This window comes from Neorhizobium sp. BT27B (genome assembly GCF_050455485.1).
Classification (GTDB): Bacteria; Pseudomonadota; Alphaproteobacteria; order Rhizobiales; family Rhizobiaceae; genus Neorhizobium.
This window is the reverse complement of sequence record NZ_JBCIYT010000002.1, coordinates 191,034-213,655: the sequence shown is the minus strand read 5'-3', so window position 1 is coordinate 213,655 and position 22,622 is coordinate 191,034. Positions and strand designations below refer to the sequence as shown.

23 protein-coding genes are annotated in these 22,622 nt (G+C 59.4%); 8 read left to right on the top strand and 15 right to left on the bottom strand.

What is annotated here, in order from left to right:
- Window positions 1-72 precede the first annotated feature (72 nt).
- Both AAIH70_RS06475 and AAIH70_RS06470 read right to left on the bottom strand, forming a co-directional pair.
- Window positions 73-600, bottom strand: coding sequence for a superoxide dismutase family protein (locus tag AAIH70_RS06475; protein ID WP_132271375.1), 528 nt, complete (start codon window positions 598-600; stop codon window positions 73-75).
- A 35-nt stretch (window positions 601-635) separates the two neighbouring features.
- Window positions 636-1,160, bottom strand: coding sequence for a sigma-70 family RNA polymerase sigma factor (locus AAIH70_RS06470; RefSeq protein WP_132271374.1), 525 nt, complete (start codon window positions 1,158-1,160; stop codon window positions 636-638).
- A 277-nt stretch (window positions 1,161-1,437) separates the two neighbouring features.
- Here AAIH70_RS06470 and AAIH70_RS06465 point away from each other — a divergent pair, with 277 nt between their 5' ends.
- Both AAIH70_RS06465 and AAIH70_RS06460 read left to right on the top strand, forming a co-directional pair.
- Window positions 1,438-1,614 carry a hypothetical protein gene (locus tag AAIH70_RS06465; RefSeq protein ID WP_430033636.1) on the top strand — a complete coding sequence of 59 codons (177 nt, stop codon included), beginning with the start codon at window positions 1,438-1,440 and terminating at the stop codon, window positions 1,612-1,614.
- A 201-nt stretch (window positions 1,615-1,815) separates the two neighbouring features.
- Complete coding sequence (locus AAIH70_RS06460) at window positions 1,816-2,313, top strand: ferritin-like domain-containing protein (RefSeq protein WP_132271373.1); 498 nt, start codon at window positions 1,816-1,818, stop codon at window positions 2,311-2,313.
- 67 nt (window positions 2,314-2,380) lie between these two features.
- On the opposite strand, the gene AAIH70_RS06455 is transcribed toward AAIH70_RS06460, so the two are convergent.
- The gene (locus AAIH70_RS06455; protein WP_132271372.1) at window positions 2,381-2,776 is read right to left on the bottom strand and encodes a hypothetical protein; all 396 of its coding nucleotides are present in this window, start codon (window positions 2,774-2,776) and stop codon (window positions 2,381-2,383) included.
- Between AAIH70_RS06455 and AAIH70_RS06450 the strand changes: the two genes are divergently transcribed.
- Both AAIH70_RS06450 and glgA read left to right on the top strand, forming a co-directional pair.
- Window positions 2,759-3,169, top strand: a complete 411-nt coding sequence (locus AAIH70_RS06450) for a DUF2934 domain-containing protein (protein WP_132271371.1) — start codon at window positions 2,759-2,761, stop codon at window positions 3,167-3,169. The two genes, AAIH70_RS06455 and AAIH70_RS06450, sit on opposite strands and share 18 nt — an antisense overlap.
- Before the next feature lie 339 nt (window positions 3,170-3,508).
- The gene (glgA, locus tag AAIH70_RS06445) at window positions 3,509-4,981 is read left to right on the top strand and encodes a glycogen synthase GlgA (protein ID WP_132272515.1); all 1,473 of its coding nucleotides are present in this window, start codon (window positions 3,509-3,511) and stop codon (window positions 4,979-4,981) included.
- Here the strand turns inward: glgA and AAIH70_RS06440 are convergent.
- The 3 genes from AAIH70_RS06440 to glgX all read right to left on the bottom strand — a co-directional run bounded on the left by AAIH70_RS06440 (window position 4,975) and on the right by glgX (window position 7,876).
- Window positions 4,975-5,346 carry a hypothetical protein gene (locus tag AAIH70_RS06440; RefSeq protein WP_132271370.1) on the bottom strand — a complete coding sequence of 124 codons (372 nt, stop codon included), beginning with the start codon at window positions 5,344-5,346 and terminating at the stop codon, window positions 4,975-4,977. The genes glgA and AAIH70_RS06440 overlap by 7 nt on opposite strands.
- Window positions 5,343-5,600 (bottom strand): hypothetical protein, encoded by a 258-nt coding sequence (locus AAIH70_RS06435; protein WP_132271369.1) that lies wholly within the window; start codon window positions 5,598-5,600, stop codon window positions 5,343-5,345. Before AAIH70_RS06435 ends, AAIH70_RS06440 begins: the two co-directional genes overlap by 4 nt.
- 203 nt (window positions 5,601-5,803) lie before the next feature.
- Entirely contained in the window at window positions 5,804-7,876 is a 2,073-nt protein-coding gene (gene glgX, locus AAIH70_RS06430; RefSeq protein WP_132272514.1) for a glycogen debranching protein GlgX, read from the bottom strand.
- A 444-nt stretch (window positions 7,877-8,320) separates the two neighbouring features.
- On the opposite strand from glgX, the gene AAIH70_RS06425 reads away from it, so the two are divergent.
- The 3 genes from AAIH70_RS06425 to AAIH70_RS06415 all read left to right on the top strand — a co-directional run bounded on the left by AAIH70_RS06425 (window position 8,321) and on the right by AAIH70_RS06415 (window position 9,977).
- Complete coding sequence (locus AAIH70_RS06425) at window positions 8,321-8,602, top strand: hypothetical protein (protein ID WP_132271368.1); 282 nt, start codon at window positions 8,321-8,323, stop codon at window positions 8,600-8,602.
- A 575-nt stretch (window positions 8,603-9,177) separates the two neighbouring features.
- Window positions 9,178-9,390: a hypothetical protein gene (locus AAIH70_RS06420; RefSeq protein WP_132271367.1), complete on the top strand. Its 213-nt coding sequence runs from the start codon at window positions 9,178-9,180 to the stop codon at window positions 9,388-9,390.
- Window positions 9,391-9,419: 29 nt separating this feature from the next.
- Window positions 9,420-9,977, top strand: a complete 558-nt coding sequence (locus AAIH70_RS06415) for a type 1 glutamine amidotransferase domain-containing protein (RefSeq protein ID WP_132271366.1) — start codon at window positions 9,420-9,422, stop codon at window positions 9,975-9,977.
- A 212-nt stretch (window positions 9,978-10,189) separates the two neighbouring features.
- Here the strand turns inward: AAIH70_RS06415 and AAIH70_RS06410 are convergent, their stop codons facing one another.
- The 6 genes from AAIH70_RS06410 to AAIH70_RS06385 form a co-directional block, all read right to left on the bottom strand.
- Window positions 10,190-11,248, bottom strand: coding sequence for a DNA topoisomerase IB (locus tag AAIH70_RS06410; RefSeq protein WP_132271365.1), 1,059 nt, complete (start codon window positions 11,246-11,248; stop codon window positions 10,190-10,192).
- A 75-nt stretch (window positions 11,249-11,323) separates the two neighbouring features.
- Window positions 11,324-13,024, bottom strand: coding sequence for a sensor histidine kinase (locus AAIH70_RS06405; RefSeq protein WP_132271364.1), 1,701 nt, complete (start codon window positions 13,022-13,024; stop codon window positions 11,324-11,326).
- A gap of 291 nt (window positions 13,025-13,315) precedes the next feature.
- Window positions 13,316-14,422: an ABC transporter ATP-binding protein gene (locus AAIH70_RS06400; protein WP_132271363.1), complete on the bottom strand. Its 1,107-nt coding sequence runs from the start codon at window positions 14,420-14,422 to the stop codon at window positions 13,316-13,318.
- A 4-nt stretch (window positions 14,423-14,426) separates the two neighbouring features.
- On the bottom strand, window positions 14,427-15,311 hold the full coding sequence (locus AAIH70_RS06395) for a carbohydrate ABC transporter permease (protein ID WP_132271362.1): 885 nt from the start codon (window positions 15,309-15,311) through the stop codon (window positions 14,427-14,429).
- On the bottom strand, window positions 15,311-16,225 hold the full coding sequence (locus tag AAIH70_RS06390) for a carbohydrate ABC transporter permease (protein ID WP_132271361.1): 915 nt from the start codon (window positions 16,223-16,225) through the stop codon (window positions 15,311-15,313). Before AAIH70_RS06390 ends, AAIH70_RS06395 begins: the two co-directional genes overlap by 1 nt.
- A 256-nt stretch (window positions 16,226-16,481) precedes the next feature.
- A complete protein-coding gene (locus AAIH70_RS06385; protein WP_132271360.1) occupies window positions 16,482-17,738 on the bottom strand; it encodes an ABC transporter substrate-binding protein in 1,257 nt (418 codons plus the stop codon).
- Between the two features lie 245 nt (window positions 17,739-17,983).
- Between AAIH70_RS06385 and AAIH70_RS06380 the strand changes: the two genes are divergently transcribed.
- Complete coding sequence (locus AAIH70_RS06380; RefSeq protein ID WP_132271359.1) at window positions 17,984-19,042, top strand: LacI family transcriptional regulator; 1,059 nt, start codon at window positions 17,984-17,986, stop codon at window positions 19,040-19,042.
- Window positions 19,043-19,214: 172 nt separating this feature from the next.
- Here the strand turns inward: AAIH70_RS06380 and AAIH70_RS06375 are convergent, their stop codons facing one another.
- The 3 genes from AAIH70_RS06375 to AAIH70_RS06365 form a co-directional block, all read right to left on the bottom strand.
- Window positions 19,215-20,720 carry a tripartite tricarboxylate transporter permease gene (locus tag AAIH70_RS06375; RefSeq protein WP_132271358.1) on the bottom strand — a complete coding sequence of 502 codons (1,506 nt, stop codon included), beginning with the start codon at window positions 20,718-20,720 and terminating at the stop codon, window positions 19,215-19,217.
- Window positions 20,721-20,732: 12 nt separating this feature from the next.
- Entirely contained in the window at window positions 20,733-21,194 is a 462-nt protein-coding gene (locus tag AAIH70_RS06370; protein WP_132271357.1) for a tripartite tricarboxylate transporter TctB family protein, read from the bottom strand.
- Between the two features lie 275 nt (window positions 21,195-21,469).
- Window positions 21,470-22,453, bottom strand: a complete 984-nt coding sequence (locus AAIH70_RS06365) for a tripartite tricarboxylate transporter substrate-binding protein (protein WP_132271356.1) — start codon at window positions 22,451-22,453, stop codon at window positions 21,470-21,472.
- Window positions 22,454-22,622 lie beyond the last annotated feature (169 nt).

Sequence of the window (22,622 nt, the reverse complement as noted above, 5' to 3'; positions counted from 1 at the left end):
GGCTGGATAAGCGGTGTCTTGTTCTGCAAATTGCGCGTTTGCTCCGCCCGTCAAGCTGGCGAACTGTGAAAATTATTCGATGACGGCGCAGGCCAGCCTATCGCCGGCCGCACCGGAAGGCTGGGTCTTGTAATCATCCGGCTTGGCATGAACCATCAGGGCGCGGCCGACGATGCCCGTTTCACCCTTGTCGAGCGTCACCGCATCATTGATCACCTGCGCCCTGAGCACGCCACCGGCGCCGACATACTGGTTGGGCATGTCACCGGCATGCGGGCCGTTGGCGGCCTGATAACCGTGTTCCTTGCCATCCGGATTGAAGTGACCACCGGCGGATTCGTGGTGGGAGGCGGCATCACAACTGCCGGTCTGATGCACATGGAAGGCAACCCATTGCGAGGCCGGCAGCCCCTTGATCTCGACATTGATCAGAACGCCCGCTGGCGTCGTGCTCAGATCAGCCTTGCCGGCATCCTCACCTTTTGCGCCGACGAACTTCGCCGTTCCTGTGGCGGTCACGGGTGCCACCTGATCGGCCGCGACGGCAAAGGTCGCACTCGAGGCCAGCGCGACGGCTGCAAAAATGGCGATGCTTTTCATGGTGTCTCTCCCTGTTTTACCAGACGATGCCTGCGTCAGACGTGTGTCGTCCCGTTTTCGTTACCTTCGCCAAGCTCGATCAGGATCTGATGCCGCGCCCGGTTGAGGCGGCTCTTGACGGTGCCGACGGCGCAATCGCAGATTTCCGCAGCGGATTCGTAGCTTTCGCCCAGGATCGCCACCAGCGTCAGCACTTCGCGGTAATGCGGCGGCAGTTTTGCCAGCGCCCGCTGCACCTCCTTGGCGCGCGCCGCCACCTCCTGCGAGGCGGCGATCGGCGTATCACCCGAAACATTTTCCTCGATGCCCGGCGCTTCGCGACCCAACACCTTGGCGCGCGTGTAGAAAGTGTTGCGCATGATCGTGAACAGCCATGATTTCAGCTTCGTGCCCGGCTCGAATTTGTCGAGATTGCCGAGTGCCTTCATCAACGTCTCCTGAACGAGATCGTCGGCATCGCTGGAATTGCGGCAAAAGGTGCGGGCAAAGGCCCTGAGTGCGGGGATCAGCCGGACGATATCTGCGCGTGCAGGATCACGACTCAACTGTGATTCAGACACCGGGGCGCACCTCTTTCAAAATCTGCGGATGGTAATGACGGGTGCAAACGTCTGCTCTGTCCATTTGGTTCCGAACAAGCCGGCGCTGTCGCATTCGCGCATCAGCCATCCGATGAATCGTCCACCGACACCGTGGCAAGGGTGCAATGCACACACCGAGCATTGACTTGGGTCGCCATTATGCGCTTTCGAATAATTAAGCATGGGCAGATAAAATCGAATGCTGGGGGCAACGAGACCGTTGGCGGTCCAGTAAAGCCATGCGGCAGAGGCAAGAATGACGAAAGACAGCACGCTTGTTCCCGATGAACCCACAAAGCTTGGCAGCCGGGTATCGCAGGAAGTCGCCATTATCCTGAGCGAGATCGAGAAGGAAGCAGTGCCGGATCGCCTGCTCAAGCTTGCGCAGGATCTGCAAGAGGCACTTCACGACAAGCTGGCCGACAAGACCTGACTTTACGCCATTTAAGGCAACACCTACTCCTTCAGTATTTACAGTTGCCCAATCCGGCTGCCTCCTGCGGTCGGCGCCAGATATTTTCCGATTTTACAGTTGCAGACATGCGGGAACAATTCGACACATTGTCGGTTAGCTCCTCGTCGATGAAACGCGACAATCCCAAAATATCATCCGCAAATCAGGAGGACGCCCGTTATGGCAACGAAGACGCTGGAAGACCTGTTTTACGAAACTCTCAAGGACATCTATTACGCCGAGCGGCAGATCGTGAAGGCGCTGCCGAAAATGGCGCGTGGGGCGCAGGACCCGAAACTCAAGCAGGCATTTCTGACCCACAAGGAGGAAACCGAAGGTCAGATCGATCGCCTGAAGCAGGTTTTCGAAATCATCGGCAAGCGCGCGCAGGGCAAGACCTGTGATGCGATCGAAGGCATCCTCTCCGAAGGCGAAGAAATCCTTGAAGAATTCAAGGGCACGCCGGCGCTCGATGCAGGGCTTCTTGCCGCGGCACAGGCCGTTGAGCATTACGAGATCAGCCGTTACGGCACGCTGCGTGCCTGGGCAAAACAGCTGGGCTTGAAGGAGGCCGTGACGCTTCTGGAGCAAACGCTTGCGGAAGAAAGCAAGACCGACGAGGCACTGACGACGCTTGCCACGACGGCCGTCAATTCCGCTGCAAAAAAGGCAGCGTGAACCAGTTGCAATGCAACAAGAAGAGGCCCGCCAATGGCGGGCCTTGCCGTATCATCCGGCTGTCTTTTCAGGAGCGTATCTGCGGATAAGGCGTTGTCACATTTTGATCGCAGGGCGCCATGCCGCCATCCAGTTCCTGGCGGCGGAAAACCGGCTTTTGCAGGCTGTTGCGTTCACGTTCGGCATGCAGATGTGCGGCTTTCAGGGCCAGAGTATAGCTTGGAAAAGACGCTGACGGCATGCCGTTGATCACATAGATCCACCCCGTCGAGTGGGGCAAGATATCGAAGTAGTTCTGCATGGTTTGTTTCCTCCCGGCACCCGAACGAGGAACTGTCAAAAAGGTTCCTGCAAAAAAAGAAGCACCGCACAAAAATTTGCCTTGCGTAACGGAACTTTTGCGCGTGTCATCTGTTGTGACAACCGGGCGAACGGAGACGTAATCATGGCGGAATCCGAACACGAGTGGATCAGTAAGCGTGCCTACACGTTGTGGGAAGAGGAAGGCTATCCGACAGGCAAGGATAACGAACACTGGGAAAGGGCGCGGCAGGAATACCAGCTGTTTGCACCGCTTGGTGTGACCAAGGGTCTGCCGAAAGGCAAGAAACCCAAGGCAAACGGTGCCGCAACTGAGAAGCCGGCAACAAAAAAGCCTGAAGCTGTCGCCAAAACGGCCAAGCCGAAAGCGGCAAAGGCTGCACCGGCAAAGTCGGCAGACGCAAAAACAGCTGACGCCACGCCGGCACCGGTGAAGCCAGCGACAAAAACTGCCAAACCTGCCAAGACCAAGGCGATTGCCGCCGAGGCAAAACCGGCAGCAAAAACGAGATCAAAAAAGCTCGCCGCGGATTAACCCGTTTCGGCTTTTCATATGCATTGGCGCTGCCGTGGACATCTCCGCGGCAAACGCATTCTTTTGTCTGTAATCGACGAGTTATATTGTGAAGCGATGGTTTCGTTTACCTTTTGCATGGAGATTTGAGGCGACCGAGGACGCCGACCTCCATTCAGGCATCAGGCAAGACTGCGAGAAGTGCCCGCGGCAGGCATATGGGAGGCAGGCACGATGATGAATGCACCTGTAACCTTCGAACAGACCGGCATGCGTGATCCGACACGCAGCGCCGTGATTGCGCGCAAGAATATGGGCCGCGATGGCGGCCAACTGTTTCGTCAGGGGGAAATGCAATCCATGCGCGTGCTTTCAGTGACATCCGAGGTCTTCCCGCTGATCAAGACGGGCGGGTTGGCGGATGTGACGGGATCGCTGCCCAAGGCATTGCTGTCTTCCGGCATCCAGACCACGACGCTTGTGCCCGGTTATCCGGCTGTGATGCGTGAAATTGGTAGCCACGTGCCGCTACTCGTGTTCGAAGACCTGCTTGGCGAGCGCGCTTCGCTGCTGCATGGCAAGGTCGGCGATCTCGATCTGTTCGTGCTCGATATCCCCACGCTCTATGACCGCCCCGGCGGCCCCTATGTCGATCAGCACGGCAACGACCACCCGGACAACTGGAAACGCTTTGCCGCCCTTTCGCTGGCCGGCGCCGAAATCGCCAATGGCCTATTGCCCGGCTGGCTGCCCGACCTCGTGCACACCCACGACTGGCAGTCCGCACTGACCTCCGTCTACATGCGTGAAAAAGGCTGTACGACACCGGTCGTGCTCACCATCCATAACCTCGCTTTCCAGGGCCAGTATGCCGCGAGCCTGCTGCCCCTGATGGGCCTGCCGGCGAGCACGATGTCGATGGATTGCCTCGAATATTTTGGCGATATCAGCACCCTCAAGGGTGGCCTGCAGACCGCCGATGCCATCATCACCGTCAGCCCCACCTATGCCCGCGAAATCCTGACACCGCGCTTCGGCATGGGTCTCGATGGCGTGCTGAATGAACGCGTCACGGTTCTGCGCGGTATCGTCAACGGCATCGACATGGATATCTGGGACCCGGCCACCGACGAACATATTCCGCAGAATTACGACACGACCAGCCTGCGCCGCAAACGCGCCAACCGCAACGCCCTGCTCGACCACTTTGGTCTCGACCGTGGCGATGGCCCGATCTTTTCCGCCGTCAGCCGTCTGACCTGGCAAAAGGGCATGGACATGTTTGCCGACACCGCCGACGAAGTGATCTTCAAGGGTGGCCGCATCATCGTTTTCGGTCAGGGCGACCATGATATCGAGCAGAAACTGCTGGAAACCGCCGCCCGCTTCCCCGGCCGCATGGCCGTGCATATCGGTTATGGTGAACCGACCGCGCATCTCATCCATGCCGGCTCGGATGCCATCGTGCAGCCATCGCGTTTTGAGCCTTGCGGCCTCACCCAGCTTTATGCGCTGCGTTATGGCTGCGTGCCTGTCGTCTCACGCACCGGCGGCCTGTCGGAAACCATCATCGACGCCAATGATGCGGCGATTTCCGCCCGCGTCGCCACCGGTTTTCAGTTCCACCCGGTCAATACCGACGGCCTGCGTCTTGCCTTGCGCCGCACGCTCGATGCCTATGCCGATCCGCGCAGCTGGGCGCGCCTGCAGAACCAGGGCATGAAGACCAAATTTTCGTGGGAACGCAGCGCCGACCAATATGCCAACGTCTACAACAGCCTCGTGCGCGGCGCGGCCGTCACGGACGAAAACGCCCGCCGTCAGGTCTACTGACGGCGTTTTTGCCGGCGTGCGGCGCGCTTGCCACGGATTTCGGTGATCGGCAGGCTTGGCGATGGACGGTTGTTCGCATGAATGAAAAGCCGCATGAGCAGAAACAGCGGCAGGGCAATGACGGCGACAAGAATGCTGCCCTCATGAATGGAGGCACGGTCGGCCCACACATCGACGCGAACGGGGCTGCCAAACATGCCGACGAGCAGCAATGCAAAACCCAGAACGGCAATAGCGACGGCGATGATGCCGCCGAACCATCCGAGCGACAGTTTTTCGCTCCAGTCGAGAAGCACCGCACCGACCCCGCCACTCGCAAAAATCAGGCCAAGCGTAATCAGATAACTGCGCAGAAAAAGCGTCATGGCTGGTCTTGGTCCCGGCTCACCTTCAGCCGCCGCCCCATGTGCCGCATATTGACATAGGCAAGGCAGAGCCAGCTGATCACATAACCCACCGCACACAGCGCCATATAGGCGAACAGCCGGCTGGAAAGCCCGTACCATTCCATCTGCTGCGCCACGATCCCCGACAGCATCAGCACGGCAATCGCCACCCAGAACGCAGCCGTAATTTTCCAAGATAGCGGCAGTGGTCGACACGCCCAACGAAAGAACACGGATTTCTGCTTGTCTTTGCCGGTCGGTATGACGCGTCTCCTTCGCGGAAGTCCTACCGAGAGGTGATCGCAAAATAAGGTGGACAGGGCAAGCCCACGCGCAACGTCATCCTCGGGCCTTCACCCGAGGATCTGATCACACGGTCACGAATTGAACGTAGCAGATGCTCGGGACAGGCCCGAGCATGACGTCGCGGAAAGGTTTAAGGCCGGCGGAACAGAACCAGGCTGCGGCCTTCCAGTTCAAAGTCCTTTTCCTTGGTGATCACCTGACCATGCAGTGAAAGATCCGCCGTGCTCAGTTCCAGCACCCAGCCGCCCTCGCCGAACTGCGGGATGCGGAACGGCACCGTGCCTTCGAACGGATTGAACAGCAAAAGCACATCGTGCCAGATGCCCTCTTCCTCCTTCAGGTCGCCACGGCCGAGATAAAGGCCAATCGTCGAGCCTTCCTCCCACTGTTCCGGGGTCTGGAAACCACCGCCAGCGTTGAACCATTTCACATCCAGCCCGTCGCGCCAGTTTTCGCGTCTGAGCAATGGCTGAGTCTGCCGGAGAGCGATGATCTGGCGCGTAAACTCGCGCAGCTCCTCGCAGCTCTCCGGCAGGTCCTCCCAGTGGACCCATGAAATGTCGCTGTCCTGGCAATAGCCGTTATTATTGCCCATCTGGCTGCGGCCGAATTCGTCGCCGGCCAGCAGCATCGGCGTGCCGTGCGAAAACAGCAGCGTGGCGAGAAAATTGCGCTTCTGGCGCTCGCGCACCGCATTGATGCCCTCGTCGTCGGTCGGACCTTCCTCACCGTAATTATAGGAACGGTTGTCGTTATGGCCGTCGTTATTGTCTTCGCCATTCGCCTCGTTGTGCTTCTCGTTGTAGGAAACGAGATCGTTCAAGGTGAACCCGTCATGGGCGGTAACGAAATTGACGCTCGACCACGGGCGACGGCCGCGCTGGTCGTAAAGATCGCCGGAGCCGAGAAGACGGGCGGCGAAATCGGTCGCCACGTTGTCGCCCTTCCAGTATTCGCGCACCGTATCGCGATATTTGTCGTTCCATTCGGCCCAGCCCGGCGGAAAACCACCGACCTGATAACCGCCCGGACCGATATCCCATGGCTCGCCGATCAGTTTTGTCTTCGACAGGATCGGGTCCTGCGTGACGGCATCGAAGAAACCACCGCGTTCGTCAAAGCCTTCCGGCTCGCGGCCGAGAATGGTGCCAAGATCGAAGCGGAAACCGTCCACATGCATGTGTTCGGTCCAGTAACGAAGACTATCCATCACCATCTGCAGCACGCGCGGATGCGAAGTGTTCACCGTGTTTCCGGTGCCGGTATCGTTGATGTAATAGCGATGCTGGTCCGGCAGGGTGCGGTAATAGGAAAAGTTGTCGATGCCCTTGAAGGACAAGGTCGGCCCAAGCTCGTTGCCTTCGGCCGTGTGGTTATAGACCACGTCGAGAATGACCTCGATGCCGGCATCGTGGAAGGACCGCACCATGTCGCGGAAACCGGCAATGCCGTTCGGCCCATAATAGCGCGAGGCCGGCGCGAAAAAGCCGATCGAATTGTAACCCCAGAAATTGTTGAGGCCCTTGTCCAGCAGATGCTGGTCCTGCGGGAATTCGTGGATCGGCATCAGTTCGACGGAAGTGATGCCGAGGCTCTTGATGTAATCCACCGTCGCCTTGTGGCCCATGCCCTCGAATGTGCCGCGCAGATTTTCAGGGATCGCCTTGTTGAGCTGCGTAAAACCCTTCACATGCGTCTCATAGACGATGGTCGCCGGCCATGAGATGTTGGGCGAAGCATCCTTGCCCCAATCAAAGCCGTAGGGGTCGATGACCCGGCATTTCGGCGTGTAGGGCGCGCTGTCCAGCTCGTTGAAGGTCAGATCCTTGTCTTCGGCAAGCAGGTCATAGGCGAAATGCGCCTCGTTCCACTTGAACTCGCCCACCAGTTCGCGGGCGTAAGGATCGATCAGCAGCTTGTTGGCATTGAAGCGATGGCCGGCTTCCGGTTCGAATTTGCCATGCACGCGGTAGGCATAAAGCTGGCCGGGCTTGAGGCCGGGGATATAACCGTGAAAGATCTCGTTGGTATATTCCGGCAGTGTCAGCCGGGCGATCTCGACGGAGCCGCTATTGTCGAACAGACAAAGTTCGACACGTTCGGCATGCGCGGAAAAGATCGCGAAATTGGTACCCTCACCATCGAAATTGGCGCCAAGCTGTGTCCACGATCCTGCTGTGATCTCGAAATTTTTCACTGTCATATCCATGCCGCGCCACTCTGGGTTCAAGTGAGGGGTTAGGGTCAAAACTCAATCAGGATAGCGGTTATGCAAGCCGTATTTTGTGCCTGAGTAGAAGGAGAGGTGCAGGAAATGCTCATCATTTTCAAACCTTTCCGACGCCCGCAGGCACAAAATACGGCTTGTCCGAAGGATTGGCGATGATGGGCCGACTGATCGCAAACAATGCTCGACAAGACCAAGAGGTCTTGTCTTGCGCTTGTTTGCTTCCATTCAATCCCATCATCGCCAACAGAACCGCTATCCTGATTGAGTTTTGACCCTAAGGTTCGGCCCAGTAATGATGCAGCGCGGCATTTCGTTCCGTCCGGAAATCGAAATACGGCAAAAAGCCGACGAGGCTTCCCTCGCCCGCCCTCTCCTCTATGTGCCGATGTGACAAACCACAGCCACAGGAGGACTGCCATGCCCGCACTCTCATCCGAAGAACTGGAAGGCCGGCTCAACGCCCACCGCGAATTGATGATCACCTGGCTGGCCGCCATGATGGGCGGCGAGGAAACAACAAAAGCGCTGCTGCACCGCCTGACCGAGGATGCGACCTTCAAGGATCACGAGGAAGATCCCGGCATCGCACCCGGCGAAGGTTTTGCCATCGAAACCGCGACGGCACGGGAAAGTCGCTCAATCGTGGAAACGGCGCGCGCCCGCATGAAGGCGCAGCAGAAACTCGACACGAGTAATTAGAGCGGTTCATTGTTAAATGGAATCGGTTCTGTTGGCTCAAACGGAGTTGGATGGTCGCATGGCTGGCGCGTGTCGTAGCCACAGCATACGGCCAAGCCGGCCATGCGATCAGCCGGCCCGTTTCAGCCAACCCGTAAGGGCCGGACATCTTTCCGCCGGGATCAGCGGCGATCGGCTCGCACGTACCCGGTGGTATGCACTTCGCCAATCGCCACTGCCCCGACGAAAACCTGCTCCGGCAGAACCGTTTCCATTTAACAATGAACCGCTCTAAGGCATTATTCACATATGTGGCAGCGCTCCACATATGTGGCGAATGTGTGGAACAGAAACGCGAGATCGTCGTTCTTTACTCACCAGTCAGGGAGTAAGAACAATGACCAAGGAATGGTTTGAAATCGCCAGCGTCGTCCTCGCAGTCGCCATGTGCGCCATGCTGGTCGTGCCGATCTGAGACATGCCCCGGCGATCCTTTCGATGGATCGCGCGCCGTTCCGATGGAACGTTTCTCCCGGCCCACGGTTAGCTCTTCATGGAAAAGGCATCAGACCTTTTCGGGCGACGGGAGAAACACCATGACCAATCTTTTTTCGAGCCATATCCTTTCGAGACTAACAGGTCTCTTAACTTTCGCTCGCACCCCGCGGCAGTTGAAAGCCGTGCCGGACCGTGAGCTTCATGTGGTCGTGCCGGAAGCAGTCAAGCTTCCGCTGCCGCGATCCTCTCGGGAAGAAATGAGCGTCCCGGCCTCCATCAACGGACGCGATCTTTCCACCGGCCGCCTTTGACGGCCGCAAAAACATAAAAGGAGAATTGCATGACGAAGATCAGTTCCGCCCGCATCCTCATTCTCGCGACCGACGGCTATGAGCGCTCCGAACTGCGCGTGCCACTCGAAGAACTGACGAGCAAAGGCGCTGAGGTGAAGATCGCGTCGATCAAGACCGGTGAAATCAAGAGCTGGGACAAGACAGACTGGGGTGACAGCGTCACGGTCGATCTTCAGGCCGCCAATGTCAACGCTGCGGATTTCGACGCGCTGGTTCTGCCGGGCGGCCAGATCAACCCCGACAAGCTGCGCGCCGATGCGAGCGCCATGAAGGTGGTGCGCGATTTCGTCAGAAGCGGCAAGCCGGTGGCGGCCATCTGCCATGCGCCATGGCTGCTGATCGAAGCCGACGCTCTGCGCGGTCGCAAGGCGACCTCCTACCCGTCGATCCGCACAGATGTGCGCAATGCTGGCGCATCCTGGAAGGACGAGGAAGTGGTGGTCGACAACGGCATCATCACCTCTCGCTCCCCGGATGATCTGGCCGCCTTTGTCGGCAAGATCGTCGAGGAAGTGCAGGAAGGTTTGCATAGACGCGCGGCGTGAAGCTGCCGCCAAGGTGAAATGAATGTAGCGCTCGCCGGTGATATGGCGGGCGTTTTTTTGTTTCGGGAGCACCCCAAACGGCCGTCATGCTCGGGCAGCGTCCCGAGCATCTGCTACGATGAGTGTGTGGTTACGGGGTCAAATCCCCGGGACAAGCCTCAGGAAGACGAAAGACCGGGACGTGCGCTCTCACTACTCACCATTCGCCCCCCTCACCCCACCAGCTTCAGAAACGCCAGCAATCGCCGCTCATCCGCCTTGAGGCTGCTGGTCTCCTTCTCCACCAGTTTTGGCGTCGCCATGATCTTTTCGAGTGGCGAAACATCCTCGGCCAACGCCAGAATGCCGGGGTGGATATAGCTGGAGCGGCACACGGCCGGCGTGTTCTGCAGCTCTTCCGATGCCGCCGCCGTCAGCATTTTGATCCGCACGATCTCGTTGGCCGACGCTGCCTTCCACGCCGCCATGAACGCGGCAAGGCTGCCGCCCCATGTGCGAAAAGTCTTGGCCGAAATCGGCAGGCCTGAAGCAGCGGCCAGATAGGCATTCAGTCGCCCGCTGTCGATGCCGCGCGGCACGCCATCGTCGTCCGGCCAGGAAAACAGCTGACGGCCCGGCAGGTCGGCAATGTCTTCGAGAATACGTTGCAGCCGCGGATGACGGATCGTGTGGCTGACGCGCTTGCCGCCCTTGGCGGTGAATTTCAGCACCATGCTGTCATCCGACAGTTTCATGTGCCGTTTCAGAAGCGTGGTGGCACCGTAAGTCTTGTTTTCCTTGGCATAGGCGCGGTTGCCGACACGCAGATGCGTGGCATCGAGCAGCGCCACCAGTGCGGCAATCACCGCCTGCGGACCATCAAGCCCTTCGGCCAGATCGCGTTGAACTTTCCTGCGGATTTTCGGCAAGGCCTCGCCGAACTCGATCATCTGATCGTATTTCAGCTCGCTGCGAAACAACTGCCAATCGGCATGGTAGCGATACTGTTTTCGCCCGCGGCTATCGAACCCGGTCGCCTGCAGGTGGCCTGTCGGATCGAGACAGATCCACACATTCTCATAGGCGGGCGGCAGGCCGAGCGAACCGATGCGCAGCTTGTGCGCCTGTTCGGCAAGAAGCGAACCGTCTGGCAGCTTGTAGGAAAAACCCTTGCCGCGCCGCAGACGCCGGATTCCCGGCTCGCTGTCGCTGACATAGGTCAGGCCGATGGTGGAGAGGATGGCGAGGCCCTCACCGGGCTCAGATACGGAAGTGGATGAATACGCGTCCATTCCCGCCAAACGGCGATGTCACCGGCTTGGTTCCGTCACATTCAGGTTAGCAGGCTGGCGATCGCGGCCGGTTGCTTATCCCAGCCGGGCCGCTTCCCGGCGACGATCTTCCGCGGTGCGCTCAAGCTGGTTGCGCGGTGCCGTCAGCGTCCATCGGAAACCCTCCACCGGATATTCCGCATCCGCCCTTCCGGCAAAGGCGGCAGAGGCATGACGTTTGATGATGGTGGTGCCGAAACCGGTCGATGATGGCGCACGAACCGGTGGCCCGCCGCTTTCCGCCCATACGAGTTTGAGCGTGCGCTCGCCGCTTTCCGAAGCCACATCGGACCACGAAATTTCGACACGGCCGTTCTGCGAGGACAGTGCGCCATATTTCATCGAATTGGTGGTCAGTTCGTGCAGGACGAGGCCAAGGTTCTGCACCGCCTCCGCCTTCAGCACAAAATCCTCGCCGCGCATGTCGACACGATCCAGCGTTTCGGAAAAATTCGCAAGATGGATTTCGACGACGCGGCGCATCGGCACACCGGCCCATTGCTCGCGCGCAAGCGCTTCGATGGAGCGGCCCAGTCCCTGCAGGCGTGTGCTGATCGCCTTCTGGAACTCTTCCATCGTCGTATCCTGCCGGGCAAGCTGGCGCATCATCGCCTGGATCAGCGTCAGAATGTTCTTGGTGCGATGCACCAGTTCATGCAGGATCAGGTGAATGCGGTCCTCGGCCTGGCTGCGATCGAACGAGGCGTTGGAAAGCGCAATCGCCACATGGTTCGCCTCGATGATCCTGGTTTCGACAGGCGAGACGATTTCCCCCTTGCCGATCCGGTCGGCCATCTCGGAAATCTGACGGATGGGAACGCGCAGCTGCCGCGCCACCAGCCAGGCGAAACCAAAGCCGATCAGCAGCAGCAATCCGCTGCCGGCGATCAGGTATCGCCATGTGCTGAGAATGCTCGCCTGCGCCGACGCAATCGGCCCCCAGACGATGACCCGCCATCCCCATTCGGGATGAATGTAAAAGCCATACATCTGCCGCGGCGAACCGCCGACATCCTCGATCGTGCCGTTCTGCCCCCTCATCAGCGACAGCGTATCGGCAGGGAACGGGCTTGCGACCGTCAAACCCGTCGCGCCATCCGCCACCACGATCTTGCCGGTCTGATCAAGCACCGCCACCGACCAGTCCTTTGGCAGGCCTTCGGTCGACAGCACATTCTTCAGGTCGGAAACATTCTGCGTCAGGATCAGCGCACCGATGTCACCGCGCGTGTCCTTGGGAAACGGCATGGTCACGTTGAAAACCCAGTTGCCGCTGGTCGCACCGCGAAAGACATCCGAAACTTCAGTGCGGCCAGAACGCAGAGCCGAGCTGAGTGCCGGCATATTGCCCATCTTGCCAAGCGCTGTTTCGAACGGCACGCGCGTATTCAAAAGAAGCTGGCCATCTTCGGCAACGAGAAGCGCGTAAAGCGAACTGCCGCGCAGGCTGGACTGGGTGCGACGATGGAAATCGGCAAACTGGCCGCGCTCGATCTCCGGCGAGGTGCTGAGCAGGCGCAATGTGGTGGACATGTCGCGCAGCTCGCGATCGATGGCACGACCGATGATCTGCGCATCTTCCGCGGTTTCGCTGTTGAGGATTTCGCGCTCGTTCTGCTCCAGCTGGAACATCAAAAACACGACGAAGGCGAGCAGTGGCAGAGCAATAACGGCGGCAAAAGCGATCAGGTAGGCGCCAATGGTCGCCTTGGGGAAAAGGTGTGAAAACCTACCCATCCAGTGCGCCCAACTCTTTCAAGCCAGACGAATGATTCGCGGCCCCCGCCATTCGCATTCCGATAGTCCTGACCCTCGTCCCGTCCAAAGAGGTTAACGTCTTCTATCCGAATTCGATCACGAGTCCAAGTTGGATTGTGTGCGATGCTCATGAAATTTGAATTTAGCGAAGAGACAAGCCTATAATTTGAAAGGATTTTTAGCGATCTCGCCCTGCACGGCCGGGCAAAACGCAAAAGGGAAGCCGCAGTATAACCGGCTTCCCATGACGGTCTACAAATACAGAAAAGACTAAAGACGCAACCCGCTCTGCGGATCGAAAACAACCGCCTTGTCGAGGTTGAAGGCAAAGCGGAACGTGTCGCCCGGCGCACAGGCCACTTCGGCACGGGTGCGGGCGGTAAAGTGTTTTCCGCCGAGTGCCGCCGTCACAAAGGTGTCCGATCCGGTCGGCTCGGTCATCGTCACCGGCGCCTCGATCTGGGCGACCGAGCGGGCCTGCGGATCGACCAGTCCGGTATCGGTGATCGCTTCCGGGCGAAGACCCAGCAGCACCGATTGACCATCCTTGAGCGCACCCGCAGTCACCGTCGGCGGCACCGGAACGCTGATATTCTGGTCGCCGAACAGCGTGATACGGGCCTCAGGCCCGGTGCCCACCACCTTGCCGTCCAGCATGTTCATCGCCGGCGAGCCCATGAAATCGGCCACGAACAGGTTGGCGGGCAGATTGTAGATTTCGGCCGGCGTGCCGACCTGCTGCACGGTGCCTTCCTTCAACACGACAATCTTGGTCGCCAGCGTCATTGCCTCGATCTGGTCGTGGGTGACGTAAACGATGGTCGCGTGCGTATTCTGGTGCAGAGACTTGATCTCGGCACGCACTTCAACGCGCAGTTTGGCATCGAGGTTGGACAGCGGCTCGTCGAACAGGAAGACACGCGGCTTGCGCACCAGCGCACGGCCCATGGCGACACGCTGGCGCTGGCCACCGGACAACTGGCTCGGGCGACGCTTCAGCAGGTGTTCGATCTGCAGCGTTTTCGCGGCAGCCTTGACCGATGCCTCACGCTCCGCCTTCGGCACGCCGCGCATTTCCAGCGCAAAGGCGATGTTCTCCTCCACCGTCATGTTCGGATAAAGCGCGTAGGACTGGAACACCATGGCGATATCACGCTGCGATGGATGCAGGTCATTGACCACCTGCCCGTCGATGACGATGTCGCCCGAGGTCAGCGGCAGCAGACCGGCAATGGCGTTGAGAAGCGTGGACTTGCCGCAGCCGGAAGGGCCGACGAGAACGAGAAACCCGCCCTTTTCCAGCTCGATATCGATGCCTTTCAGGACTTCGACAGTACCGATCTTCTTGCGCAGGTTCCTGATTTCAAGAAAGCTCATGGATTTATCCCTTGACTGCGCCGGCCATCAGGCCGCGCACGAAATAGCGTCCGGCGACGATGTAGACGAACAGGGTCGGCAGGGCGGCAAAGACGGCCGCGGCCATGTCGACATTGTACTCTTTCACGCCAGTGGAGGAGGCAACGAGGTTGTTCAGCGCCACCGTCATCGGCGAGGAACCGCCGGACGAGAAGGAGACGCCGAACAGAAAGTCGTTCCAGATATTGGTGAACTGGTAGATGACGGTGACGACGATGATCGGCCCCGAGGTCGGCAGCAGAATGCGCCAGAAGATGCGGAAGAACCCGGCACCATCCATCATCGCCGCCTTGATCAACTCGTCCGGAAACGCCTCGTAATAGTTGCGGAAAAACAGCGTCGTGAAACCGAGACCGTAGATCACGTGGACGAAAACGAGGCCGGTCGTGGTGTTGGCGATGCCCATCATGCCGAGCATGCGCGCCATCGGGATCAGCACCGCCTGAAACGGGATGAAGCAGGCAAACAGCATCATGCCAAAAATGATCTTGTGGCCCGGAAAACGCCACTTGGTCAGCACGTAACCGTTCAGTGCACCGAGCAGTGTGGAGATGATCACCGCCGGAACCACCATCTTGATGGAGTTCCAGAAATAGCCCTTGATGCCGGTGCAGGTGACGCCGATGCAGGCCTCGCCCCATGCCTTGGTCCAGGCCGCGATCGATGGCGATGCTGGCAAGGACAGCATGTCACCGCCACGGATCTCGTCGAGTGATTTCAGCGAGGTGGTCAGCATCACGTAAAGCGGCAGAAGATAGATGGCGGCGAGCAGGATGAGCAGGCCGTAAATCACCACGCGGGCGGTTTTGGCCGAGCCGCCGCTGACGGTTTCGTTGATGGCGCCGCTCATCAGCGTTTCTCCCGCAGTTCGGAATAGAGATAGGGCACGATGATCGCCGTGATCCCCATCAGCATCATCACCGCACTGGCCGAACCGACGGCCATCTGGCTGCGGGTGAACGTGTAGGAATACATGAAGGTGGACGGCAGTTCGGTGGCATTGCCCGGCCCGCCGCCGGTCAGCGCAATCACAAGGTCATAGGACTTGATCGCCATATGCGCGAGCACGATGAAGGCCGAGAGAAAAACCGGGCGCAGCATGGGAATGATGATGCGGCGATAGATCTTTGTCAGCGGCGCACCGTCGATCTGGGCGGCCTTGATGATCTCGCCATCGATACCGCGCAGGCCGGCCAGAAACATCGCCATGACGAAACCGGATGCCTGCCAGACACCGGCGATGACGACGGTGTAGATCGCCATGTCCGGGTTCACCAGCCAGTCGAATTTGAAACTCTCCCAGCCGAGATTGTGCATCGTGTTCTCGATGCCAAGGCCGGGGTTCAGAAACCATTTCCAGGCAGTGCCGGTCACCACGAAGGACAGCGCCATCGGATAAAGAAAGATCGGCCGCAATATCCCTTCGGCGCGGATGCGCTGATCCATCAGGATGGCGAGGCCAAGTCCGATGGAAATGCAGATGCCGATATAGAGCACGCCGAAAATGGCGAGGTTCTTCATCGCCATATACCAGTTCGGTTGCGACCACAGGCGCACATAGGCATCGAAACCAACCAGCTTGTAGACCGGCAGGATGCGCGAATTGGTAAAGGACAGATAGACGGTCCACAGGATGAAACCGTAGACGAACAGCAGGATCACCGCAAAGGACGGCGCCAGCACGAGCTTCGGCAGCCAGCCGCGCAGGCTGTCGGCGAAGTTTCGGCGCGGCGGCGAAGCGGTTGCCGGTTCGATTGTGGTCATGATGATCTCCGGCAGAGAAAATTTGCATGTTGGAGGGCGCGAAGAGAGCCCCTCACCAACAAAATCTGGCACTTAGCTGAAGCTAAGATGCCGATTTTGTATCCTCTCCCACAAGGGGAGAGGTAAATCGCTGATGGCGCGGCGCCCTTATCTCTCCCCTTGCGGGAGAGAAAGCGATTTCAGCACCTTAGCGTCAGCTAAGTGCTAGAAATCGCAAGTGAGGGGCTTCCCCCTCACCTGGATCCCAAACAGCCAATCACTTCGCAGCAGCAACCGCTTCCGGCAGACGCTTCAATGCCGTTGCCGTGTCGATCTGACCGTTCAGATGCTGGGTGATCACGTCGAACACGGCTTCCTTGATGGCGCCGGGCTGGGCGTAACCATGGGCCAGCGAACCGACCAGCGTGCCCGCCTTTGCAGCATCGGCGACATCCTTGATGCCCTTCTTGCCGCAATCGTCGAACTGGTCGCCGGGCACGTCGGTACGGGCCGGAACGGAACCCTTGACGGTGTTGAAAGCGATCTGGAAAGCCGGATCCTCAACAGCCGAAGCAAGCTTCATCTGTGCATCGCGCTTGGCGTCACCCACGTCGAACATCACGAACTGGTCGGCGTTGAACAGAACATTGCCCTGCGTGCCGGGGAAGCGCATGCACACGAAATCGGTGCCCGGCTTCTTGTTGGCGCGCAGCCATTCGCCCTTCGACCAGTCACCCATCTGCTGGGCGCCGGCCTTGCCTTCGATGACGAGAGCCGTCGACAGGTTCCAGTCACGACCGGAGAAATTGGGGTCGAAATAGGTGCGAAGCTTGGTCATCGTGTCGAAGACCTTCTTCATCTGGTCGCCCGAAAGAGCGGCCGGATCGAGGTCGATGACGGCTTTCTTGTAGAAATCCATGCCGCCGGTCGACAGAACGACGGATTCCCACAATGTGCCGTCCTGCCATGGCTGGCCGCCATGAGCGAGCGGCGTCAGGCCCTGTTCCTTGAACTTGTCGAGCAGCGCGATCAGCTCGTCGATGTTGGCTGGTTCCTTACCGCCAGCCTTGTCGAAGGCGGCCTTGTTCAGCCACAGCCAATTGGTGGAGTGCACGTTGACAGGTGCGGCGATCCAGTGACCGTCATATTTCGAAAACGCCTGCAGCGCTTCCGGGATGACCTTGCCCCAGCCCTGCTTTTCAGCGAGATCGTCGAGATTGCCAACGACGCCCTGTTCGGCCCAGTCGCGAATGTCGAAGCCGAGCATCTGCACGGCGGTCGGCGGATCACCGGAGGTGACACGGGCACGCAAAGCGGTCATGGCCTGCACGCCGGAACCGCCGGCAACCGGCATGTCCTTCCAGGAAACGCCTTCCTTGGCGAGGTTTTCCTTCAGCACGTTGAGCGCTGCGGCTTCGCCACCGGCGGTCCACCAGTGCAGAACTTCGACCTCTTCAGCAGCCTTGGCGCTACCGGCAGCCAACGCGATGAGTGCCGCGCCAGCTGCAAGCTGGGCGATAATACGCATATTCATGATCTCTCTCCCTCAAATCCGGGCTCCTCTCCGGATATGCAAATTTATAACGATACAACCATGGTCGCTGTCAACCCGCCAATTGCAGTTTGTCAAAAACCCGAAAAATGCCCCTAAATGTCTGAATTTCATCGAAATACACGGATCGACGAAAACAGAACTTGAAATATCAGTTGGCTTTTGCAACGTTTTCACAATGTCGTGCGGTCTCCAGCCAGCCGTGCGTCGTGGAGGAGGACTGCCTGATGCCGCTGGACGATCTTAAGGAGCGCCGTCCCGTACGTCGCGCAAAAGGCGCTGTGCGCGGAAGCGATGCCGCCAAACCAACATTGCGGACGATTGCCGACCTGACCGGCCTTGCTGTTACCACCGTGTCGCGGGCGCTTGCCGGCGCGCCGCAGATCGCGCTGGAAACGCGCCAGCGCGTGGCGCACGTGGCTGCCGAAATCGGCTATCTGCCGGATCGCGCCGCCCAACGCCTGCGCACCGGCCGCACGCAGGTGATCAGCCTGATCCTCGATCCGCACGAGGAAATTCTCGGCTACGCCACCTCGATGATCAACGGGCTGACGGCAGCGCTGCGCGGCACGCCCTACCACCTCGTCATCTCACCGCATTTTTCCGACAGTCCACAGATCGAACCGGTGGAACATATCCTGCGCAACCGGCTGGCCGACGGCATCATCTTCACCCGCACCCAGCCGATGGACGACCGGGTCAAACTGCTGATGCAGAACGATTTTCCGTTCATCTGTCATGGCCGCACAGAACTTGCGACACCGCATCCCTTCGTCGATTACGACAATTACGATTTCGCCTACCGGGCGGCCAAGAAGCTGATCGCCTCGGGCTGCGCAAAACTGGCGATCGTGCTGCCACCCGACACCTTCACCTTCTCTCACCACATGCGCCACGGTTTCATGACGGCGGTGCGCGAGGAAGGCGTCGGCTACGAGATCGCCACCGGCATTTCGCTGGACAGCAAGTCCGACGATATCCGCCGCTATTTCGACCAGCGCCTGCACCAGTCCTCGCCGCCGGATGGCTTTGTCTGCGGCGGCGAAGTGGTGGCCATGGCGATCATGGCAGCCTGCCACGACCACGGGCTTCTGCCCGGCCGCGAGGTGGATTTTGTCGCCAAGCAGACATCGGGTCTGTTCGACCAGATCCGGCCACGCGTGGAAACGATCTACGAGGATTTGTCCGAGGCAGGGCTGCTGATGGGGCAGATGCTGTTGCGGCGGATTGCTGGACCGGTGCCGGTGGAGGAACTGCAGCATTTGCAGAGGCTGGCTGAGGAATAAAAAATCGGACCTCGACGGCCAATCCGGCTCGCATGTTTTCGTCATCCTCGGGCCTGTCCCGAGGATCTGACCACGCCAAAAATATCAGGCGGTCGCAGATCCTCGGCACAAGGCCGAGGATGGCGGAGGAGAGGTTTTCGACCTTCCCGACCACCTGCGCCGAGCCAAACCCTCAATCCTCTTCCTGAAACACCGTTTCGCGCTTTGCCTTGACGCTTGGCAGGAAGACGATGACCAGAACAGCCGCAGCGATGAACAGCAATCCGGCGCTGATCGGCCGGGTGATGAAGGTCGTCGCATCACCGCGCGACAGGATCATCGCACGCCGCAGGTTCTCTTCCAGCAAAGGCCCGAGTACGAAGCCGAGCAGAAGCGGTGCCGGTTCGCAGCGCAGTTTTACCAGCACGTAACCTATGAAACCGAAAAAGGCGACGGCATAGAGGTCGTAGACATTGGACGAGACGCTGTAGACCCCGATCGAGCAGAACGCCATGATGATGGGGAAGAGCACGTAGTAGGGAATGGTCAGAAGCTTCACCCACAGCCCGATCAGCGGCAGATTGAGGATGACCAGCATCAGGTTGCCGATCCACATCGAGGCGATGATGCCCCAGAACAGAGCTGGCTGTTCGGACGCCACATTCGGGCCGGGTACGATACCCTGGATGATCATCGCACCGATCATCAGCGCCATCACCGGGTTGGCCGGAATACCGAGCGTCAGGAGCGGGATGAACGAGGTCTGCGCACCGGCATTGTTGGCGCTTTCGGGGCCTGCAACACCGGCAATCGCGCCATGACCGAACTCTTCCGGGTGCTTTGAGACCTTCTTTTCGATCGTGTAGGACGCGAAGGCCGCAAGGATCGCCCCGCCGCCCGGCAGGATACCAAGGATGGAGCCGACCGCCGTGCCGCGCAGCACAGGTGCGATCATCGCGCGAAAATCCTCTCGGCTCGGCATCAGTCCGCTCACCTTCGACATCAGCACCGTGCGGGTGCTTTCGTTTTCCAGATTGCGCAGGATTTCCGCGACGCCAAAGATACCGACGGCGACGGCGACAAAGTTCAGCCCGTCGGAGTATTCGCGAATGCCTAGCGTGAAGCGCGGCGTGCCGGAATAGATGTCGGTGCCGACAAGGCCTAGCAGAAGGCCGAGCGACACCATGGCCAGCGCCTTGATGATCGAGCCATGCGCCAGCGCGATGGAGGAGACGAGGCCGACCACCATCAGCGAGAAATATTCGGCGGCGCCGAATTTCAGCGCGATCACGGTGAGCGGCGGCGCAAAGATGGCGACAAGAAAGGTGGAGACGGTGCCGGCGAAAAACGAACCGATGGCGGCGATCGCCAGTGCCGCACCGGCCTTGCCCTTGCGGGCCATCTGGTAGCCATCGATGGCGGTGACGGCGGATGAGGATTCACCCGGCATGTTGATGAGGATGGCGGTGGTGGAGCCGCCATATTGCGCACCGTAATAGATGCCGGCGAGCATAATCAGCGAGGAAACCGGCTCCAGCTGGAATGTGATCGGCAACAGCATGGCGATGGTGGCGGTGGCGCCGATGCCCGGCAACACGCCGATCAGCGTGCCGAGCAGCACGCCGATCAGGCAGAAGAACAGGTTTTCAAGCGAGGTTGCGGTCGAAAATCCGAGCGCGAGATTGTCAAAAAGTTCCATGTCGCGCTGATCCTAATAACCGAGCCAGGGGCCGACGAGACGGAACGGCAGACCGAGCCCGTAGGTAAAAACCAGGATGGAGAAAAACGTCACAGCCACCGAAAGCGCCAAAGCCGGAAGCGGCTTCATCCGCGTCGAGGCAAAACAGGCGACGAAGGCGGAAATGAACAGCGCCGGACCAAAACCGAGGCCGCGCACGGTGATGCCGAACAGGATGGGAGCGGCGAGAATGAAGATCATGCCGCGCCAGGCGATACCGCTGATCGGCTCATGTTCCACCCGCAGCGACTGCACCAGAATGATGCCGCCGAACAGGATGAGCGCGAGCGCCAGGATGAACGGGAAATACCCCGGCCCCATGCGGAATGCCGTGCCGAGTTCCAGATCCAGCGACTGAAGCGCGAAGAAGATGCCGATGCCGACGAAGATCAGCCCGCAGATGAGATTGGTTCTGTCGAATTTCAGGGAATTCATGGTGTCTCCAAACTATGCATTGGACTGCACATCAGATCTCACCAGACCAAGGACCTTGCCCCTCACCTGCAATTTCTAACACTTGGCCTTGAGGCCAAGATGTTGAAATTGCTTCCTCTCCCACAAGGGGAGAGGTAATGCGCGGCGAGTTCGGCACCCCTCCCTCTCCCCTTGCGGGAGAGGTTACAAAATCACGGCCTTGGCGCAGCCAAGTCGTAGATTTTGTTGGTGAGGGGCTAGGCCACTTGGACGGGTCAGATGACCGAAACCGGCCCTCAGTCCGCGTACTGACCAGCCGCCTTGATGACCGGTTCCCAGCGGGCGATTTCGCTTTCCAGCTTTGCCTTCAGCGCAGCCGGCGTGCCATCGGCCTCCGGCGAAGGCAGCGTGCCGAGTTCGGCGAAACGCGACGCGATGTTCGGGTCCTTCAGAGCCACCTGCAACGCCTTGGACAAGCGATCATTGGCCTCTTTCGGCGTGCCCTTCGGCGTGTAGATGCCGTGCCAGATGCCCACCTGCATGGCGGGAACACCTTCTTCGGCAACCGTCGGGATATCCTTGAAAATGGCCAGACGCTCCGGCGAGGTGACGGCGTAAGCCTTGATCGTGCCACCCTGGATCTGCTTGGTGGTGTTGGTGGTCTGGTCGCACATGATATCGACCTGACCGCCCAAAAGGTCGGTCATGGCCGGGCCGGTGCCCTTGTAGGGCACGGTGACGAGCGGCGTTTCGATGGCCGACATGAACAGCATGCCGCAGAGATGCGAGGCAGCGCCGATACCGGCATTGGCCACCGTCACCTTGTCGCTATTGGCCTTGGCATATTCCACCAGACCCTTGAAATCCTTGACGTCGAGATCCTTGCGGGCAACGACGGTCATCGGCACGTCGGTAACGAGGCCGACATATTCGAAGGCGTTCAACGTGTCATAGGGCAGCTTGCGGTAAAGCGTGGCGCTGGTGGCCATGCCGATATGGTGCAACAGCACGGTATAACCATCGGCATCCGCATTGGCGACACGACCGGCACCGAGCGTGCCACCGGCACCGCCGACATTTTCGACGACGATCTGCTGGCCGAGATCTTTCGACATGGATTCAGCAACGAGGCGCGCCACCGTATCGGTCGGGCCACCGGCCGCGAATGGCACGACCATGGTGATCGAGCGTGACGGAAAAGTCTGCGCAAAGGCAGCAGACGCGATGACGCCAGCGGCGGCAAAAACCGTCGCGCCCAAAATCGTATTCAGGATTTTCATTGTTACCCTCCCAGATAAACCGAACCGGACGGCCACGGCTCCTCCCGCTTCGTCCGAATGGTTCATCTGTCCGCAGCTTGTTCGGCCTGCGCAATCAGCCGCTTCGCGCTTGCCGGTTTTTCAAGAGGTTCAGTGGGGGTAATGGGTGGAGTTTCACCCATAGCGCGCA

Bases quoted from the DNA above. Each gene is read 5' to 3' on its own strand.
- AAIH70_RS06475 (WP_132271375.1), bottom strand. From the start codon at position 600: ATGAAAAGCATCGCCATTTTTGCAGCCGTCGCGCTGGCCTCGAGTGCG.
- AAIH70_RS06465 (WP_430033636.1), top strand. From the start codon at position 1,438: ATGACGAAAGACAGCACGCTTGTTCCCGATGAACCCACAAAGCTTGGC.
- AAIH70_RS06460 (WP_132271373.1), top strand. From the start codon at position 1,816: ATGGCAACGAAGACGCTGGAAGACCTGTTTTACGAAACTCTCAAGGAC.
- AAIH70_RS06450 (WP_132271371.1), top strand. From the start codon at position 2,759: ATGGCGGAATCCGAACACGAGTGGATCAGTAAGCGTGCCTACACGTTG.
- glgA (WP_132272515.1), top strand. From the start codon at position 3,509: ATGCGCGTGCTTTCAGTGACATCCGAGGTCTTCCCGCTGATCAAGACG.
- AAIH70_RS06440 (WP_132271370.1), bottom strand. From the start codon at position 5,346: ATGACGCTTTTTCTGCGCAGTTATCTGATTACGCTTGGCCTGATTTTT.
- glgX (WP_132272514.1), bottom strand. From the start codon at position 7,876: ATGACAGTGAAAAATTTCGAGATCACAGCAGGATCGTGGACACAGCTT.
- AAIH70_RS06425 (WP_132271368.1), top strand. From the start codon at position 8,321: ATGCCCGCACTCTCATCCGAAGAACTGGAAGGCCGGCTCAACGCCCAC.
- AAIH70_RS06420 (WP_132271367.1), top strand. From the start codon at position 9,178: ATGACCAATCTTTTTTCGAGCCATATCCTTTCGAGACTAACAGGTCTC.
- AAIH70_RS06415 (WP_132271366.1), top strand. From the start codon at position 9,420: ATGACGAAGATCAGTTCCGCCCGCATCCTCATTCTCGCGACCGACGGC.
- AAIH70_RS06410 (WP_132271365.1), bottom strand. From the start codon at position 11,248: ATGGACGCGTATTCATCCACTTCCGTATCTGAGCCCGGTGAGGGCCTC.
- AAIH70_RS06405 (WP_132271364.1), bottom strand. From the start codon at position 13,024: ATGGGTAGGTTTTCACACCTTTTCCCCAAGGCGACCATTGGCGCCTAC.
- AAIH70_RS06400 (WP_132271363.1), bottom strand. From the start codon at position 14,422: ATGAGCTTTCTTGAAATCAGGAACCTGCGCAAGAAGATCGGTACTGTC.
- AAIH70_RS06395 (WP_132271362.1), bottom strand. From the start codon at position 15,311: ATGAGCGGCGCCATCAACGAAACCGTCAGCGGCGGCTCGGCCAAAACC.
- AAIH70_RS06390 (WP_132271361.1), bottom strand. From the start codon at position 16,225: ATGACCACAATCGAACCGGCAACCGCTTCGCCGCCGCGCCGAAACTTC.
- AAIH70_RS06385 (WP_132271360.1), bottom strand. From the start codon at position 17,738: ATGAATATGCGTATTATCGCCCAGCTTGCAGCTGGCGCGGCACTCATC.
- AAIH70_RS06380 (WP_132271359.1), top strand. From the start codon at position 17,984: ATGCCGCTGGACGATCTTAAGGAGCGCCGTCCCGTACGTCGCGCAAAA.
- AAIH70_RS06375 (WP_132271358.1), bottom strand. From the start codon at position 20,720: ATGGAACTTTTTGACAATCTCGCGCTCGGATTTTCGACCGCAACCTCG.
- AAIH70_RS06370 (WP_132271357.1), bottom strand. From the start codon at position 21,194: ATGAATTCCCTGAAATTCGACAGAACCAATCTCATCTGCGGGCTGATC.
- AAIH70_RS06365 (WP_132271356.1), bottom strand. From the start codon at position 22,453: ATGAAAATCCTGAATACGATTTTGGGCGCGACGGTTTTTGCCGCCGCT.